19 protein-coding genes are annotated in these 18,208 nt (G+C 41.0%); 5 read left to right on the top strand and 14 right to left on the bottom strand.

Translation table 11 applies throughout. The features are described from left to right. The first annotated feature begins 19 nt into the window (after positions 1-19). Entirely contained in the window at positions 20-598 is a 579-nt protein-coding gene (syd, locus tag BGP78_RS16245) for a SecY-interacting protein (protein WP_119862358.1), read from the top strand. A gap of 6 nt (positions 599-604) precedes the next feature. On the opposite strand, the gene BGP78_RS16250 is transcribed toward syd, so the two are convergent. After that, positions 605-1,378 (bottom strand): Zn-ribbon-containing protein, encoded by a 774-nt coding sequence (locus BGP78_RS16250; protein WP_119862359.1) that lies wholly within the window; start codon positions 1,376-1,378, stop codon positions 605-607. Positions 1,379-1,382: 4 nt separating this feature from the next. Further along, positions 1,383-1,646: a hypothetical protein gene (locus tag BGP78_RS16255; protein ID WP_119862360.1), complete on the bottom strand. Its 264-nt coding sequence runs from the start codon at positions 1,644-1,646 to the stop codon at positions 1,383-1,385. A 226-nt stretch (positions 1,647-1,872) separates the two neighbouring features. Between BGP78_RS16255 and BGP78_RS16260 the strand changes: the two genes are divergently transcribed. Then, positions 1,873-2,529 (top strand): GNAT family N-acetyltransferase, encoded by a 657-nt coding sequence (locus BGP78_RS16260; RefSeq protein ID WP_119862361.1) that lies wholly within the window; start codon positions 1,873-1,875, stop codon positions 2,527-2,529. A gap of 725 nt (positions 2,530-3,254) precedes the next feature. On the opposite strand, the gene BGP78_RS16265 is transcribed toward BGP78_RS16260, so the two are convergent. From BGP78_RS16265 to BGP78_RS16300, 8 genes are all read right to left on the bottom strand, one after another. Further along, positions 3,255-3,761: an AAA family ATPase gene (locus BGP78_RS16265; protein ID WP_259386345.1), complete on the bottom strand. Its 507-nt coding sequence runs from the start codon at positions 3,759-3,761 to the stop codon at positions 3,255-3,257. A gap of 10 nt (positions 3,762-3,771) precedes the next feature. Continuing rightward, positions 3,772-4,263, bottom strand: coding sequence for a HugZ family protein (locus BGP78_RS16270; protein WP_119862363.1), 492 nt, complete (start codon positions 4,261-4,263; stop codon positions 3,772-3,774). Positions 4,264-4,397: 134 nt separating this feature from the next. Then, entirely contained in the window at positions 4,398-5,504 is a 1,107-nt protein-coding gene (locus tag BGP78_RS16275) for an iron-containing alcohol dehydrogenase (protein ID WP_119862364.1), read from the bottom strand. Positions 5,505-5,658: 154 nt separating this feature from the next. Further along, complete coding sequence (locus BGP78_RS16280; protein ID WP_119862365.1) at positions 5,659-7,488, bottom strand: DEAD/DEAH box helicase; 1,830 nt, start codon at positions 7,486-7,488, stop codon at positions 5,659-5,661. A 186-nt stretch (positions 7,489-7,674) separates the two neighbouring features. Further along, on the bottom strand, positions 7,675-7,938 hold the full coding sequence (locus tag BGP78_RS16285; protein WP_119862366.1) for a GrxA family glutaredoxin: 264 nt from the start codon (positions 7,936-7,938) through the stop codon (positions 7,675-7,677). Between the two features lie 150 nt (positions 7,939-8,088). Further along, a complete protein-coding gene (locus BGP78_RS16290; protein WP_119862367.1) occupies positions 8,089-10,167 on the bottom strand; it encodes a TonB-dependent siderophore receptor in 2,079 nt (692 codons plus the stop codon). A gap of 117 nt (positions 10,168-10,284) precedes the next feature. Beyond that, positions 10,285-10,770 carry a TlpA disulfide reductase family protein gene (locus BGP78_RS16295; RefSeq protein WP_119862437.1) on the bottom strand — a complete coding sequence of 162 codons (486 nt, stop codon included), beginning with the start codon at positions 10,768-10,770 and terminating at the stop codon, positions 10,285-10,287. 205 nt (positions 10,771-10,975) lie between these two features. After that, positions 10,976-12,685, bottom strand: coding sequence for a GNAT family N-acyltransferase (locus tag BGP78_RS16300; protein ID WP_119862368.1), 1,710 nt, complete (start codon positions 12,683-12,685; stop codon positions 10,976-10,978). Positions 12,686-12,848: 163 nt separating this feature from the next. Between BGP78_RS16300 and BGP78_RS16305 the strand changes: the two genes are divergently transcribed. After that, positions 12,849-13,769: a glyoxylate/hydroxypyruvate reductase A gene (locus BGP78_RS16305; protein ID WP_119862369.1), complete on the top strand. Its 921-nt coding sequence runs from the start codon at positions 12,849-12,851 to the stop codon at positions 13,767-13,769. Positions 13,770-14,005: 236 nt separating this feature from the next. Here the strand turns inward: BGP78_RS16305 and smrA are convergent, their stop codons facing one another. From smrA to BGP78_RS16320, 3 genes are all read right to left on the bottom strand, one after another. After that, positions 14,006-14,587 carry a DNA endonuclease SmrA gene (gene smrA, locus BGP78_RS16310; protein ID WP_119862370.1) on the bottom strand — a complete coding sequence of 194 codons (582 nt, stop codon included), beginning with the start codon at positions 14,585-14,587 and terminating at the stop codon, positions 14,006-14,008. A 58-nt stretch (positions 14,588-14,645) separates the two neighbouring features. Then, complete coding sequence (locus BGP78_RS22965; RefSeq protein WP_010362282.1) at positions 14,646-14,888, bottom strand: hypothetical protein; 243 nt, start codon at positions 14,886-14,888, stop codon at positions 14,646-14,648. Positions 14,889-14,988: 100 nt separating this feature from the next. Beyond that, positions 14,989-15,426 (bottom strand): hypothetical protein, encoded by a 438-nt coding sequence (locus BGP78_RS16320; RefSeq protein ID WP_119862371.1) that lies wholly within the window; start codon positions 15,424-15,426, stop codon positions 14,989-14,991. Positions 15,427-15,519: 93 nt separating this feature from the next. Between BGP78_RS16320 and BGP78_RS16325 the strand changes: the two genes are divergently transcribed. Next, complete coding sequence (locus tag BGP78_RS16325) at positions 15,520-15,903, top strand: response regulator (protein WP_010362280.1); 384 nt, start codon at positions 15,520-15,522, stop codon at positions 15,901-15,903. A gap of 60 nt (positions 15,904-15,963) precedes the next feature. On the opposite strand, the gene rpsT is transcribed toward BGP78_RS16325, so the two are convergent. Next, positions 15,964-16,224 carry a 30S ribosomal protein S20 gene (gene rpsT, locus BGP78_RS16330; protein WP_010362279.1) on the bottom strand — a complete coding sequence of 87 codons (261 nt, stop codon included), beginning with the start codon at positions 16,222-16,224 and terminating at the stop codon, positions 15,964-15,966. A 365-nt stretch (positions 16,225-16,589) separates the two neighbouring features. Between rpsT and murJ the strand changes: the two genes are divergently transcribed. Beyond that, complete coding sequence (gene murJ / locus BGP78_RS16335; RefSeq protein ID WP_259386347.1) at positions 16,590-18,158, top strand: murein biosynthesis integral membrane protein MurJ; 1,569 nt, start codon at positions 16,590-16,592, stop codon at positions 18,156-18,158. Positions 18,159-18,208 lie beyond the last annotated feature (50 nt).

The following is an 18,208-nucleotide window of genomic DNA, read 5'->3' on the forward strand; positions in this document are numbered from 1 at the left end:
TTCACCATTTGTGGTTACAATGGTGGCTATTATAACCGATCATAGAATAGTTGGCAGTAAGGTGATAAAGCAGATTTTAACGCAAGTACATAAAAGTCACGCACAAGCGTATCAAAGTAAACATGGTACCTTGCCTTGTATGTATTACGATAAAGAATGGCCTAGTGTTTGTGAAGTAGGTGAGCCGATGGCCGATGGTCAAATTCAGTGGCAAGCCCAGCCGTTTGAGCAAGCTGATAACTTAGATGCTTTAGCGAATGCATTAGAGTGCCAATTTCCTGAGCAACTGAATTTGTTTTATAGCCAGTTTTACGCAGGAAATATTGTCGCGCAATTTGATGGCCATCAAATTGAACTGTTACAGCCATGGAATCACGAAGATTATGAAAGGTTACAACAGAATATCACGGGCCATGTTTTAATGAAGCGTAAGCTAAAACAAGCTGATACAGTATTTATTGGGCTAACAGAGCAAGATGACTTGTTAATTACGGTGAAGCTTAGTTCAGGTGAGGTATGCCTTGAATACGTAGGCAAAGAGCCTCACCATGTTTTAGCCTCTTCAATTGAGGAATTATTAGAAGGGCTGAGTTATTAAGCCATTTTATTGAAAATCCCAAGACATATTAGACACCAATAGGCATTGCTCACAACGAAAGTCAAAAAGTCCAAACCAAGGTTCTGGCAATGCCCATTCTCCGTTACATGACGGACACTTTCGGTTACGTTCAGCTTCTAGGCTTTCTCCGCCCACTCGATATAGGTAATAATACACATTTTTCTTGGTTAAATGCTTAATACGTTTAGTTAAGTCCATCCCGCGACGAAACAAGTCACTGTCAGGGCTTGATATTTCGTGGAGCGCTGGGAATTCACACCGTGTGGCACCATTGATTTGAATTTGGTCGCATGCTTGCCAGTCTTCTTGCCACTTTATTAGGGCTTTGTAATCACCATTGGCGATTGCTGGTATGCTATAAAGTGGAACTGGTAAAAAATCATCACCGCAATATAGCGGGCTACAAGTGTGAACATAGGTTGTGTATAGAATATAACTCGAAGGATCTTGACATGCATCAGCACCATTTGCATGGATATCTTGCCCAATCACTTTTACCTTGGGTGCCAGTAAGCCACCTTGCTGTAGCTGTTCTATTGCATGTTTCACAAAAGGGCTGTGATGCAAAGGGTGCAGAGAGTCTTCCAATGGACACATAACACGGGTAATAAAGTAGCCATCTTTTAGCACTGTAGGGAACTCATCGCCAATAATTTGGCCGTTAAAACGTAGCGCATTTACCAATCTATTAATGGCTTGTTCTGCCGTGTCTAGCGTTGTGTCTTGGTAACAGTCAAAAGTTAAATCAACAACAAACATATAATCAGTTCTTTTGCAAAATGGATAGGAGTAAATCGAGCTTACTTTCAATGCGGTCGAGTTGACTTTCGCGCTCGCTGGGTTGTTCGCTTTGCATCGGTGTTTGTATCTCGTCAATGCATTTGGGGTTGTTTTTATAGGCGGTGATCCCGGCAATAATATGTGGCATGGCAACCGGTTCAGACAGCCTCGCTTTGGTCAGTGCCACGGTCGGTGTTTTACCTTCCTGACATAAAGAGGCAATTGCTTTGAGCACAGCGTTATGCATTGTGTATTCTCCCGCCGAATAAAGTGGCGATTATATCATGCTTTGATGGGTTGAAGCAGCACCATATTACTGGCCCTAGACAATGTCATTTTTTATAAAGTGAGTTATCGTTCTTCATGATAGGAATTACTTAGGTTTGCATAAAAAACATTCGCTAAACTATAGTCATTACAGTGTTAGCTTCTATAGCCCCAATCAATCAGATAACAATAATGGAAGGGATAGTATGCGAGTATTACAACAAGACCAATTAGCCGTTAAATATTTATCGCCAGAAGACACCCGTGTTGCGGCAAGTTTACTGTATCAAGCGTATCATGATGATCCTATTTTACGTGCTATGTTAATGGCTAAAAAAGAACAAGATTATGAAGCCAAGTTACGTGCTTTGATCCGTGAAGAACTGGTGAGTTTTGGCCAAGGGCAACAACCCATTGTCGGACTGTTTGAAGGCAGTAATTTAGTGGCAACAGCGTGTGTTTTTGAAGCTCAGAGTAATTTGCAAGCATCTCGGTATTGGCATTGGCGACTGCGGCTGATGATGAGTGCCGGCTACCTACAAACTCAACAGCTTATAGAGAAAGAAGACACGATACGGTTAGCGTTGTCTGAGTTCGGTCAATATTACTTTTTAGCGTTTATTGCTGTTGATCCACATATCCAAGGCCAAGGGCTCGGGCATTACCTTTTGGCTGGTTTAGATGATTTAGTGGCGACCAATGATGCTGCATCAGGCATGGCTGTCTTTGTAACCAAAATAGAACAAAAAGCATTTTTTGCCAGTCATGGATATCAATCAGTGAAAACACTTTGCTTTAATAAAGTAAATGGAGAGTTAATGTTCAAAAAGAAAATCACGGACATAACGGAAGAACAGCTGTAAGCATTATCTCACATGGATGTAAGTTAAGGTGTTTTTGTAGTGTAGTTATTAGCAATGATTATCATTATAAGTTTATGTTTATTATATAATTGTGTATTTTTACAATATTATTTCCTTAAATTTATTACTTTTTCTCCCTTTAAATAGGGCGCTATCAGAGTAAACTTTATTAGGTCAGGAAGGCAAAGTGGCTCGAAGCTACTGAAAGGATGTGTTTACGAAGGATGTAACAATTGCACGGAGCAAAGGGAACAAGGATTGAAGCAGTAGGAACTTACAGGATGTAAGCTTATAGCGGAGCTATAACAAGGACACAGGATAAAACACAGGGTGTGTTTAGGAGTGCCAAAAGGAATAGGCAAAGTGGACGCCAAGGTGGCAGTGCATATAGGAAATATGCAATAAGGATAGTAAGGAATGCGCAGGATGTGCAGGAACACCCGACGGAATAGCGGGAAGTGGATAGCCAGGTAGGTGAAGGGAACACAGGACGTGTAAAAGGATGAAGACAGGGATGATGATCGGGTCTTTATGGATGTATACCCGTTCAGGGGATGATGAATAGGATGGCTTCACGCAAGGTATAGGATACCGAGCATGGATGTAGTCAGATTAGGGCGCACACTGGTTGCGCCTTAGTTTTTTCTGTAAAAAATGTCACTATCTATAATTTACGCTAGTTTATAGAACCTACCGCACAAAATCGCCGAGCCACAGAGTTGCCATTAGCCTCTTTTGATAGGCTCAATACGCTCTAGCAGCTTTTTTTGAGCCTCTAAAATTGTGATGTTTGCTGTGTCGATAATGACTCTTTCGCTGCTCCATTTTGTGTATTCTCGCTGTGAGACGCTTTCCCAGTTTGGCAGCATCAAATTAGGAATATCAACCGTCCTTGATTCTACCCGGTGACGGTGTTGCTGGCGATTGGTACAAATAATCTCAATATCAACATAGGGTATGCCACTTTGCTTTGCGACTTGCCACCACTGTGCGCGTGATTCAATGACTGGATTCGTTGAGTCTGCGACAACCGACTGGCCTAACGCTAAATTATCTTTCGCCAATTGAAAAGCAACTTGGTAACCGTGGTCATATATATCTGTAATCCCAGTGTTACGCATGGTTTGTTCAATACTATCAACACGCAAATAAACAGCATTTAAGTGTTCTGCTAAGCGCTTAGCTAATGTCGTTTTCCCTGTTGCAGGTAAACCGGAAAATATATATAACAAATACGCCTCCTCAAGTAGCAGTTGAGTCAAACTGGGCTAATTGTGTTTGTGTGTACCATTCGTTCTTTTCTAACCAAAAAATTTTACCAAACCCCGCAATAAATCGAATTCTTACGATGGAAATACGCCAAATGTTAAAGTCTGTTAAGGTCATATATTCTTGTGCAGTCGGGTATTTCTCAACAAACGCGTTTAAATATGGCGCACTTTGTATTTTAGGGAGTTTAGTTGCATCGCCAACTAAGGTGAGTCTGGCTGTTTGCGGATCATCATCACTGGTTTGATTGAAAACGGTTAGCGACAGGGCGCTATTGGCCGCGAGGTTTTTGGCATGCTGTGCGATATCACTTATAAACAAATAGACGTTATTATCATCGTTACAAACAAACTGTACCGTCGATCCGAAAGGGTAGCCTGCTAGGGTTTGAGAATGTGTAGATAATACGGCTACAGAACTAGAATTTAATTGGTTTTTTGCTTCAATAAGCGCTTGATCACGCATGATGTTCGTCGTTCGTTAATAGTGCAGACACGTTATCATAAAAACAATGTGTCTGCTGTCGGTATAGCTGTGTTTATCATATAAAGTTGTTCTGTGTATTACCTAAAATCGTTTATTTATAGGTCACCTATACCTTAATCGACTGTTGAAACGGATTTGATGATATTTTCACATTCATAATGGCTCATAAACACGGGGACTGGGTAGTCGGGATGTGCTTCATTGAGTGCGTCATCCGCCTGACGTTCAATTGGGTGATCAAGGGAGGTTAGTTGGCAGTGCCTAGCTATCAGCGCCATATGGCTTTGTATTCGCTCGCCATACCACTGTAAGACGGGCATTAATAATATTGCGTTAGCGAGGCCATGAGGGCTGTTGTAGTTAGCACTAAGTTGATGGGATATGGCGTGTATATAGCCAACGGAAGTGCGTGTGAATGCTTGCCCCGCGTAAAAAGAAGCGCTAAGCAGTTGTGAGCGGGCATGACTGTGTGTTGCTTCTGAGTAAGCCGTTGGTAGGTTGTCAAAAATAAGCGTACAAGCTTCTAACGCGCGCTTCTGGCTGAACGCCATGCAATTAATACTTAATAATGCTTCTATCGCATGGGTCAGTGCATCAATTGCCGTTGTCGCAGTAATGTGAGGTGGTAAGCTGGTGGTGAGTTCGGGCAGTAATACGGCGTGATGTGGGACCAACACAAAGTCAGTTGCTGCATACTTGATATGCGTATTTGGGCAATTCACCACAGCAGCAACGGTGGTTTCTGAGCCAGTGCCAGAAGTTGTAGGGATGGCAATGTTTGGGGGTAATCGTTTCAGTACTTTGAAAAGCCCCTTAAAATCTGTGACCGCTTTATTTGGTCTGACTGCTTTGGCACCAATTAACTTCGCACAGTCAATAACCGAACCGCCCCCAACACTTATGATTGCTTGGCATTGGTGTTTTTTATATAGCTCAAAGCCCCGTTGTACATTTTCGATTGTTGGGTTAGGCAATACTTGGTCGAATACCACCACATTTAATTTGTGGTGCTGTACCTCTGAGATGATAGATGTGGGTATGCCCAGTTCCTGCAATGTATGGTCAGTGATCAGTAAAACATAACTTTGTTCCGTCAGTTGCAATGCTTTTATAGCGTTAGTCAGTCCATTTTTGTTTTTATGTAGTTGTGGGTTGGGAATACCGATAAAAATAACAATACATTTTAAGATGAAATGATAAAGACGGTATAGAAAAAACATGGCAACTCAGTGCGGTAGATAGATGAACTAACTGTAGCACATGAAACGAGAGAGATTATTGGACTGTAATAATGAGAGAATGAGCTGAGTGGGTGAGGGATATAGAAAACAAAAAGCCGCTTTATAAAAGCGGCTTTTTTAAGAAACGGCTAGCTTAGCTAAAGCTTACTGAGCGACGTTCTTTGTTTTCGCCATCGCGACGTGGAGCGCGTTTGTCTCCGCTCGGACGCTTACGGTCACCACGGTCGTTACGACGCTCTGAACCTGCTTGGTCAGCGGTATGTGCGCTTTTAGTCAGCTTCATAGGACGCTTACAGATCACAACGTTGTTGAAGTGATTTAGTACATCACTTGGCATGTTCTGAGGTAACTGTACTGTACTGTGCTCGTTAAATAGGCGAATATCACCAATGAACTTGCTTGAGATATCAGCTTCGTTTGCGATTGCGCCTACGATGTTTTTAACTTGAACACCATGGTCACGGCCTACTTCGATACGGTATGTATCCATTGGGCCTTGACTGCTGTTACGTGGGCCACGTTCGCGCTCAGGACGCTCACGACGTTCACCATTACGCTCACGACCACGACCTTGACGGTCATTACGCTCACCACGACGGTTGTTGTCACGACGGTCATCGCGATCACGACGTTCACGCTGTTGAATCTTAATATCTTCAACTTTAAGCGGCGTTTGCTGTTGTGCTAAACATAGCATTGCACCCGCTAACTGTTCTTGAGACAGCTCAAGCTTCTCAGCAAGACCAGCAGCAACTTCGTTAAAGAAGTTAATGTCTTTGTGCTCAAGCGCATTAGTAAGCTTAGTTTGAAGTGCAGCGATACGCTTTTCTTCAACGACTTGTGCACTCGGTAATTCAACTTCAGCAATCTCTGACTTTGTGTGCTTCATAATATTACGTAGTAAGTAACGTTCATTATGTTTAACAAATAAGATTGCTTTACCTGTACGACCAGCACGACCAGTACGACCAATACGGTGAACATAAGCTTCACTGTCTTGTGGAATATCATAGTTGATAACTAAGCTTAAGCGATCTACATCTAGACCACGTGCTGCAACGTCTGTTGCAATAACGATGTCTAGTAAGCCACTCTTAAGGCGTTCAACAGTACGCTCACGCGCCTGTTGGTTCATGTCACCATTCAGTGGTGCAGCAGAAAAACCTTGTTGCTCAAGTAGCTCAGCAAGTTGAACTGTATCGTTACGAGTACGAACGAAAACAATTGCACCTTCATACTGTTCAGCTTCTAAAAAGCGAACAATCGCTTTGTTTTTGTGTACGCTTGCACGCCAAAAAACCTGCTCTACAGATGATACTGTCGAGTTGCGAGCTGAGATATGAACTTGCTCAGCATTGTCTAAGTACTTAGAACAGATAGATTGTATTTGCTTAGGCATTGTTGCTGAGAACAAACAAGTTTGTTTATTTTCAGGCGTTTTTTCCATGATGTTTTCTACATCATCGATAAAGCCCATGCGTAACATTTCATCAGCTTCATCTAATACTAATGCTTTAAGATCAGATAAGTTGATTGTTTTACGGTTAATATGGTCAATTAATCGACCTGGCGTAGCAACGATAATCTGTGCACCACGACGTAGAGCACTTAGTTGAATACCATAGCTTTGGCCACCATAAAGTGCTAATACTTCGACACCTTTGGTAAATTTAGCATATTGTTCAAACGCCTCTGCCACCTGAATGGCAAGTTCGCGTGTTGGTGTTAACACCAATATTTGTGGCTGCTTCGTAGCCGGGTCAATATTATTTAATAGTGGTAATGCAAATGCTGCAGTTTTACCTGTACCCGTCTGCGCTAGTCCCAGTACGTCCTTTCTTTCTAGCAATAACGGTATACATTGAGCTTGGATCTCAGATGGTGTCTTATATCCTTGCTCTTCGACTGCTTTTAAAATTGCAGGAGAAAGATCTAAAGATTTAAACGTGACTGGTTCTGACATTAATGCGCCTCAACGATTTTAAAGAGGCGCGCATTGTATAGGAAAAGGCTAGCAAATGCTTGTATAAATTAGAACTAATTTATATGTGCTTGATGTTGTATGTTTTTTAATCAGTGGCTTTTTCGGTATTTAACATACCGTTTACGAATGCGCGCATTTACTGGTTTCACACGATTTTACCTTATTTTAGCTATATAGCCCTAATTCTGATTTTGCATAGGCTTCGAATTCGGTAAATCCACCAATATGGTCTTGGCCAATAAATATTTGAGGCACAGTTGGGCAAGGTTTACCAGCAGACTTCTCTAGGTCGGCCTTTGAGACATTTTCTTTGATGATGTCGACATAACGATAGTTGAAATCATCACGATCAGTTTTTAATTTTTCTGCGACTTCTTTCGCACGTACACAAAATGGGCAGCCTTCACGGCCAAATATTACTGTAAACATTGATTCTATTCTCTTTAAGTTTCTTTGGAGTAGGCTTAAGTTTAGTGCTTTTTGACAGATTGAAAAGCGGGTTAAAACGATAGGGGTAATCGATTTTTTAAATGCCCAGATAAAGGCCACAGTAGCTATGGCCTATTTTCTCAGAGTGAGTTAGAAGGTGACACTGAAACCAATAGACGGGCGCAACTCAAAGTCATCCTCTTCTTCTTCGATGTACAGGTCATTGACGGATTTAACTTTGTCGTAATCAAGATCAATACTGCTGACGTTCTTTTGTCCATAAGCATTCATCAGCTCAAGAATTAATTTTCCATCTAAACCAAATAACTGAGTTTTTCGTTCAAAGCGGATATCTAAGCGATGATATAAATCATGTCTTTTAGAAAATGAATCGCCATAGACGGGTAAAAAGCGATTGTCGAAATCAGGGTTTTCACGTACACCGACAATCGGTGTGTAGGCTTGCCCACTGCGCGCGGTAAAATTAAAGCCACCTTCCCAAAGTTCATTTATTTCATATTGAAATACGGCATTAAACACTATGGGTGTATCCGCATAATAGTCTTTGGTTATATGGTCGCGGGTATTAGTTCGTTCACTTTTTGCATAACTTAATGACACCCAGCCATACCACTTGTCCGTCTTATTTTTATTGATGAGTAAATCGAGGCCGTATGCTTTGCCGTCAACCTGGTTGCTATATAATAGATGTGCATCAGATGCATTGGCCTCAATGGCCAGCGGTAAGTTATCCATGGTTTTATGATACCCTTCAATAGACCATGACCACTCATCAGTAAGCTCTTGACTAAAGCCGAGAGTGATGTGATCAGATGTTTGCGATTCTAAATTGGGGTTGCCTACATCTGGTGCAATATGATCGATGTTTTGCATTCTGTTATAACGACCAAATTTAGCAGAAATGGTACTTTGGTCACTAAGGTAGTAATTTAGCGCGATGCGCGGCGTTACAAAACTCTCGTCGGTGTACTTGTTATGCTGCCACTGGCCACCCAATTCACTTTGCAATTGCTCATTGATTTGCCAGACGTGCGTCAAACCAATAAACCCAGTATCGACATCAAATTTTTGCTTTCCTGTGATCCGCGCCCCTTTTTTGATATCACAATCAGGGTCAAACTCGGTACATAAATATTGGAACGTATCGTAGCTATATGATGTTTCATTATCATAATATGCCATATCAGTGATCAGGCGGTGTTGCTTATTAATACGATAATTCAGCTGTGCCTTGTATGTGTATTGTGTCTCAGATTCTTCTTCGAAAAAACCATTACTCAAACTTGCGCGTTTGCCATACTCAAGCCTACCTGAGTGCTTTAGTGCGCCAACTGCCATTCTTAAATGAAAACGTTTGTTATAGTGGTCCCACAATACATTTTGGCTATTAAACTCCCTGATATAAACGGCGTCACCTTGAAATTCAGGGGTTTTTTGGGCGAGTTCTGCCCGCTCATTAAACCCTGCGGCAGCAGAATCCTCTGCACCCGTAAAATTAAATGTCAGGGTATTATTGTTATTGATATCCCATAACCATTTACCCTGATAATCATGGTCATCGGGTGCTTCGTTGATTGTCACGCCAGAAGGTTCGCCATCATCATCTTCAAGCTCTTCTCCTTCGGAAAAAAAGAGTGGCAGTGTGCTTTTACGCGCTGAAAAGTAAAAAGCAGTATTCTCAGTTGCTTGTCCTTCGACAAATACACCAGCGTTAAACATGGTGAAATCAAGGGTGGTGGTAATAGGTTGATATTTTGGGTTACGCAATGTGACATCGAATACCGCGCCAGTTGCATTACTATATCCTGCGCCATACCCTGCTGAGTAAAGTTGAAAGTCTTGAATAATGTGGCGATTGAAAATAGAGCTGCCAAAATCATGAAAGATATAACCTGCAGGCATAAAGTCTACTTCAAAAATATTATCACTGGGTGAAGAGCCTCGTACGGCGGGCTCTGCCATTGAGCCACCCGCAGCTACAACGCCAGGTAAAGAGTAAACCGCACGCAGTGGATCGCCCATTGCGCCAGGCATCGCGACGAGTTTTTCGGTATTTTCGGTAATTTCACTGGTGACGCTGCTCCGTTTGTAAAGTACTTCTATATGTTCTATTTGAGCTTGCTGCGCGTGTGCAATACTTGAAAATACCATGTACATCATAATGGGTGATAAAACGAAAGAGCGCTTTGCGTGCGTAATTTTTTTCATGTTCTGGTCCCTGTGCTGTATATGAATCAACGGTGAATTTCAGCAACAGTGTAACCAAGTAGAGTGTATAAGTGTTTTAGCTTTGGGTAAGAAACTGTAGGGTTGAGCTACAGTTTCTTACAGTCGTATTTTTATGCCTAATTCACTTGAATAGCCGATAGAGCGTTCTACAACTTTCAGGTGTTCATCAATCACGTAATAGGTTGGGTATGCTTTTACCTTAAAGTTTTGTGCCGTTATGTGATCTCCAAGTAAAACAGGCATAGATAAATTTAACCCTTGTGAAAATTGGCGGACACTTTGAGGGTTTGCGTAGTCGAGCGCAATAGCAATTGCATTGAGGTCACCATTTTTATGTAATTTATCTAAATTAGGCATGCTGTATTTACAGATACTACACCATGGAGCAAAAAAGTAGATAACCGTTTGCTGACCTTTTAATGATGATAAGTCGATACGCTGATCTGCGTCATCCAGCCTTGGTAGGGAAAAATATGGTGCGTTTTGTTTACCATTATCTGCAAGCATGCCAAGCTCTTGGTACGCAGAGATAGCGGTAATGGTCAAAAGTAATAAACCAATTTGTATGATGTATTTAAGCATAAGGTACATGTGTTATGAATTCTAGGGCAGCTTAATACAAACAGACCGAGTAAATCGAATTATTTTCTCACTGTGTTTACGTATAAATGTAACTAAATGCTACATCGCTATTAGAGTATGGGCGTCTATAAATAATGGCTAAATACCATCATAGGATCAGGGTAACGTGATCCTATGATGGTATTCGTTATGAAGTGGCGTTTATTTACTCACCCAAATAACGTTTTGCTTTTTGTGGCTTCAGCTTTTCTAAGTCAACTAAGACGAGTCCATCGATACAGTTATTAAAATCAGGATCAATACTAAAGCTGAGAAAGTTTGCACCGTCATGGTCACATATTTCAGTGTATTGTTTAAATAGCGTTGGCACTTGCGCGCCCATATTCGCCAAAATATGTTTGAGTTCTGCAAAATCTTCTTTTATATCTGCACCGTGGAATAAGCTTTGATAATGCGTTAGTTGCGCATTTGATAATTTATATTCGTTGTTCGGCTGTGCATGGTTCGTTAAGCGCGCAAAGTAATGTTGATAGTGATAAACCAACATGGCTTTGGCTTCATCAGGAAGTGAGTTAGATAAGCTGACAGCACCAAATAGGTAACGGTGTTCAGGGTAGCGTTTAACGAACGCACCAATGCCATACCATAAATAGTCGAGACTTTTTCTGCCCCAATATTTAGGTTGAACAAAGCTTCTACCTAGTTCAAGGCCTTGTTTAAAGTAAGGCTGCATTTGCTCGCTATAACTAAATAAACTATCTGTATATAATCCTTGCTGCCCATGTTCTTCAATAACATGCTTGGCACTGGCAAGGCGATATGCACCAACAAGTTCCAGTTGTTCTGTATCCCAAAGCACTAGGTGTTGATAATGCATGTCGTAGCGGTCGATATCGCGCCTTTTACCACTGCCCTCGCCAACAGCACGAAATGCGATTTCTCGCAGGCGACCTAGCTCTCTAAAAATGACAGAGCTTCCTTGATAATTATATAAATAGATTTGCATACCATCTTGGGTTTGCCCGAGTAACTCGCATTCTTTAATGGCTTTTTTGAGTTCTTTCTTACATTCTGGCACTGCAATTGGGCTTTGCGTTTTCAGAGGGAGCGACTTTTTACTGTTTAATCGATAGAGCTGTTTACGAATAAGGCTGACAACTTCTTTATCTTTTAAGTTCTCGATTAAATACGACTCGGGCGGAATACTTGCACCAATTTCAAACTCCAAAGACTTCTGGCGTTGTTTAAACATCTCTTTGACTAACAGTAAGCTGGCCAAAGGTTTGTATATCATTGATGTACCATAGAATAATGGGCTGTTTTTGGCTTTAATGAAAATAGGCAAAATCGGACAGTTTGCTTTTTTTGCTATACGTAAGAATCCAGAGTTCCATTTACAGTCCTTGATCCCGGTGGCACTCAATCGTGACACTTCGCCCGCGGGGAAAATAAGCAAAGCGCCTTCTTGTTTTAAATGCAGCTGGATATTGGCCAACTCTTTTCGACGACTGGTGCCTGAAAGATTATCGACGGGTAATAATAAAGAATGCATCGGGGTTACCGACATCAACATCCTATTAGCAACAACCTTTAAGTCGGGCCGAACTTTTGCGATGACCCGAATGAGTGCCAATGCATCCAAAGAACCGATAGGATGGTTTGCTACAATAACAATACTGCCTTCACTGGGTATATGCTCAACTTGTTTAGGTTTAAAGCGCGCATCGAAGTCTAGCTCGTCAAGTACCTGTTCAACAAATTCAATACCTTGCAAGTGTGGGTAGGCATCGGCAAAAGCAATAAACTCTTGTTCATGAAGTAAATATCCTAATCCTTTTTTTACTAAGCCTTTTACTTTTGGGGAGTTTTCTAATTGTGGTAAATTTGCTTCAATGACTTTATCGACACTTATCATGGCTGACTCTATTGGTGTACGCAATGACCACAGAGTAAGAATATCTTGTGACAAGCCTGTTGCAAAGTTCTGTCATTTATATGACAACTACCATGTCGAACTTACTATGAATGATTAAATGATAAGACTAGAATGACACATCACTTTTTTTAGAGAACATTCGATGGCAGTATTAATATGCATAACGGGGCGAGACAATAGTAAACTAGAGCAAAAACTCCGTGCCTCTTTGCCTGGTGTTGAGATATCACAGTGGCCGAATTGCTCAAATTTGGCGGCAGTTGAGTTTGTCATTGCATGGAATGCACCTGACGAGCTTTGGCCCCAATTGCCAAATCTAAAAGTTGTACAATCATTTGGTGCGGGTGTTGATGGCATTGCTTTGAAGCAACTCCCTGAACATGTAGCTGTGACACGTATTGTTGATACTGGACTAGCCGATGATATGGCTGAATATATATTAACGCATGTTTTAGCGCATAAACTAAGATTACGTGAATATACACGCAAACAAAATCAACAACAATGGAAGCCACGACGTGTGAAGGCACATAATCATGTTGGCATTTTAGGGCTGGGTGAATTGGGGTTAGCTGCTGCGAGCTCTTTACGTAATAACAATTTTATTGTTAGTGGCTGGTCAAGAACACATAAGGAAGTTGACGGTATAAATTGTTATTATGGACAAAACGCGCTTCATCAATTTCTCGAAAATTTAGACTATTTAGTGTGCCTACTTCCTCTGACAACGCATACCTCAGGAATATTAAATCGGGTTGTATTTGAACAATTACCCAATGACAGTGTTTTAATAAATGTGGCGCGTGGACAGCACTTAGTGGATGATGACTTACTTTGGGCACTTGATAACCATCAGCTTGCTGGCGCGACATTAGATGTGTTTAACGCAGAACCGCTTGAGCCTGAACATCCGTTTTGGCAGCACCCACTGATCACCATGACACCTCATTGTGCCGCAATTACAGACTTGGCGACAGTATGTGAACAAATCGTCTTTAATATTAATGCACACTTTTCAAAGCAGTCATTGAAAAATCAAATCGACAAAGCGGTTGGGTATTAAATAAATTCATCGAGTATTAAATACTGTATAAAAAAACACCTTGAGACATTTGACTACATTCAGTAGGGTAGGTGGCATAAATAATTATAATAATAAGAAGGCGTTAACGATGAAAAGTAAACAAAGCGGAGCTAAATTATCACTGGTCGTCTTATCGGTCGTGCTTTTAGGAATTTCTGCGATGTTTACACAAGCAACGTAATATGCATTTTGGCAAAACGTGAGGTGTCATTCATTTAACGTTTTGCGTAAATCTCTTTTGTTTGTGTTTTTTGCTCATCGTTTTTCTTCAATAAAACATACGTTGAGCCGTTGCCGCCGTGGCAACGCAGTGCTGAGTGAAAACAGAGCACTTCTGGTATTTCTTGAAGCCACTTATTAATATAACTTTTCAATATAGCGGGTACGGGTTTACTGTTTAAACCAATGCCGTGGCGCAGTAACAGTGCCCGTACGTTACCGTTGTGGCAATCAACAATAAATTCAAATAAAGCGTTTCGAGCGTTATGAAAGCGTCGACCGTGTAAGTCTATTGTTGCATCTATTTGGTATTTTCCTAGCCGCAGCTTTTTATATACGCCTTCTTGTACACCGGGCTTTTTGAATGCAAGGATATCGTGAGGGTTGAGTAAGTCGACGTACTCTGTCGATAAAAAATTAACGTCTAATGATAGTGCTTGCTCTGCAGCTTTACGCTTTTCAAGCTGAGCAATGGTGGGTTCTGCTTTTATTTGAGCAAGTTCAGCTTGGTTGCTTTTTGCTAAAGGAACTACATCGCCCATAGATGCTAAAAATAGTTCTTCATCAGTCATAGCCATACGAAACCCTTTAACTGCTGTGTATGGCTATGATTTTAGCGTAGTTCAATTGACTTGACTACTGACTTAGATTTAATTGTCCAAATGTATACACTTTAAATAGATAAAATGTATTAATTAATATGAGGCTTAAATTAGAAACCACGCTGGTATTAACCAAGTCCAGACTGAACGAAAGAAACAAAAGGCTACATGCTGCCACTGCGGCAACGCGTAAAAGAGTTAAGTGATTGATAAAAAAGGCACCGAAGCCCAGTATTAACAATACGGTATTTAAGAGCCAGTCGAACTCGTAAGGCATGGTCTGTTTGGTTTTCCATGGTTGATTAAAGGAGCGCCATTATGGTGATCCTTTAACCGAGTATCAAACGAGTATTTTTACATATTTCAGATTAGTTTTTTTAATCCAAAATGTATTTATAAATCACAGAGAAAATCCCCTTTTGTTCGATAATTTGGTACTTATGGCAGGTTTTTGGGTCAGCTCGGTCAGCACAAAGATATAAGGTATTTCGATCTAATGCTGGCTGTGGGTAAAGGGTTGAGTCAAGTAGAATTGGGTCAACACCAGGGAGACCAGGCCAGTATATGCTTTGTGCTACTAAGCCAAGCTTTTCATAGGTGAGTAATTTTGGTTTTGGGAAGGCGATAATAAAAATGACCAAGATACCCATTATTAGCCATTTAGCTTTACTACTGCTTTTTTCTTCAACAACAGGTGTGCTATTTGTGGCTGTGTTGTTGGCCGTTGGGTTCGTTTTCTTCTGAGTGGGACGGCGGTTAGGGCGTTTACCTTGTGTTTGCCCTAGTAAAGACTGTTTTTTTGCTTGCTTTGACATTCCTGTGTATGGCCTTTTGGTTGCAGGACTCTATAATAGATCTATTATGTTTATAATAGCTTATTTTAGTTTGGCAGCCTACGGGAAAGGACAATGGAACAGCAAATCTCAATTTTAATCGTCGATGATGTAGGAACTGTTCGCAGCTTTTTGCACCAAACACTCATGCACTTGGGGATTGATCATGTAAGGGAAGCATCAACAGCAACCCAATGTATTAAAGCGTGCGAAGAGCAGCATTTTGATATTGTATTTTTAGATATTGAGTTACCTGATGGAGATGGTAAAGAGATAATTGCGCAACTCAATCAAATTAATGCGGATATTAATGTGGTTATGGTATCGGCGCACTCAACAGTAGATAACGTTAAAGATGCGATAGAGCGAGGTGCTAAAGGATTTGTGGTTAAGCCGTTTTCTCCAAAGAAAATAGCAGCCATGCTTAAGAAGTTTTATCCTGAACTTGAATTAACCTGAATGACAGAGACAAAAAAACCGACTCTCGTCGGTTTTTTTAATTCACAATAAAATCAAAAATTATAGAGCTTTGATTTTAGCATTCAAGCGGCTCTTGTGACGAGCTGCTTTGTTTTTGTGAATTAGACCTTTAGCTGCGTAACGGTCTAGAATTGGTGTAGCGGCAGCGAAAGCTTCAGTTGCAGCTTCTTTGTTACCAGCTTCAATAGCAACTAGTACTTTTTTGAAGTAAGTACGCATCATTGAACGACGGCTTGCGTTGTGTTGACGGCGTTTTTCGCTAGTGATAGCGCGTTTTTTTGCAGACTTGATGTTAGCCAAGGTTTGCTCCTAACAATCTTAAAATAAGCTTAATTTAAAGGCCGAGGAATATGCCTGTTTTATTGGCAAAAGTCAACATATATTGACTACCACGACCTTTGTCTCTTCGTAATTGTAACCTGTGGTGACGAAAACCTTGGCTTAATGCGTTTGGCGATCAATTTTAACAGGCACATGAACCACAAAAATACGGTGTGAGTTTCTCGCATCCAGTGATTAATGCCCGTAGTGTATCAAATCTTAATTCTTACACCTAGTGTTAGATATAGATATTTTTCTAATTCAGGCAAAGCTCATACTGATAATGTCAACATAAGCAAAAGACTATGGCATAATTTAGGTGTTTTTTATTTTTGGAGCATACAGTGGCGAAGGGGTTATTTAAATCAGGCATGATAGTGAGCGCCATGACGATGATTTCAAGAGTGATGGGGTTGGTGAGAGACGCCGTGGTTGCAAATTTGTTAGGCGCAGGCCTAGCCGCAGATGTTTTTTTATTTGCTAATCGGATCCCAAACTTTTTACGTCGACTATTTGCTGAAGGAGCATTTGCGCAAGCGTTCGTCCCGGTATTGTCTGAGATTAAAGAACAGCATGGTGACGACAAAGTACGAATTTTTGTAGGCCAAGCCGCAGGGACACTGGGGACTATTTTATTGTGTGTAACATTGCTTGGCGTGATTGGTTCTCCGGTCATTGCTGCATTATTTGGCACTGGTTGGTTTATTGATTGGTGGCAAGGTGGAGAAAATGCAGAGAAATTTGAGCTGGCCAGCACACTGTTAAAATTTACTTTTCCTTACTTATTTTTTGTCAGTTTAGTCGCTCTTAGTGGGGCGATACTGAATGTATACAATAAATTTGCTGCTGCCGCGTTTACACCGGTACTCCTTAACATTGCAATAATTAGTTGTGCTATCTTAATGCATGATAATTTTGAGAATGGCGCATATGCATTAGCAATAGGCGTATTTGTTGGCGGGGTAGCACAGCTTTTATTTCAACTCCCGTTTTTGTTACGCATTGGCATGTTACAAAAACCAACCTTTGCATGGCACTCTCCAGAAGTAACCAAAGTACGAAAATTGATGCTTCCTGCGATGTTTGGTGTGTCTATCAGCCAAATAAACCTGTTGCTAGATACTGTAATAGCATCACTGTTGGTAACAGGGTCAATTGCATGGCTTTATTATTCTGATCGTTTGATCGAGTTTCCACTCGGGTTATTTGGTATTGGGATTGCGACGGTTATTCTACCTACCTTATCTAAATTACATGCTAATAATGCGGCCGAAGATTTTCAAGTGACATTAGACTGGGGGGTGCGCTTTGTGCTCTTTTTGGGTTTTCCTGCTATGGCTGGGCTTATGGTAATAAGTCCATTAATTATTACTGTGTTGTTTGATCACGGAGCATTCTCTGCGGGAGAGGTTGACCATGTTAAAGCAGTGAGTCTAGGGGTGGTTGCTTATTCAGTAGGGCTCGTTAGCTTTATGTTGATCAAAGTACTTGCACCAGGGTTTTATGCTCGTCAAGATACGAAGACACCTGTCAAAATAGGTATTGTTACCTTGGTATTAAACATGGTGTTTAATCTTGCACTAGCGCCTTTCATAGGATATTTGGGTTTAGCATTGGCCACATCGCTTTCGGCCAGTTGTAATACATATCTGTTATATTACCACCTGAGAAAACGCAGTGTGTTTACTGTGTCCTCATTTACGTACTGGTTTGCCGCAAAATGTATTGTCGCCTCCATCATAATGGGGCTTAGTGTGTGGTACGTCAGTGAGCAATTTAATTGGCACTCTTGGGCGTTTATTGAACAGGTTGGGTTGCTTGGTACTTTATTAGTGTTAGCCATGGCACTCTATTTTTTTATTATGTTTGTACTTGGGGTGAGAGTTAAGACAATTAAAGATGTGAGACTGTAAGATGCAGGTGTTCGCATTTTTAAGCAACTTGGGTATAATCGGGCACTTTG

This window comes from Pseudoalteromonas sp. MSK9-3 (assembly GCF_003590335.1).
In the GTDB taxonomy this organism is placed as follows: Bacteria; Pseudomonadota; Gammaproteobacteria; order Enterobacterales; family Alteromonadaceae; genus Pseudoalteromonas.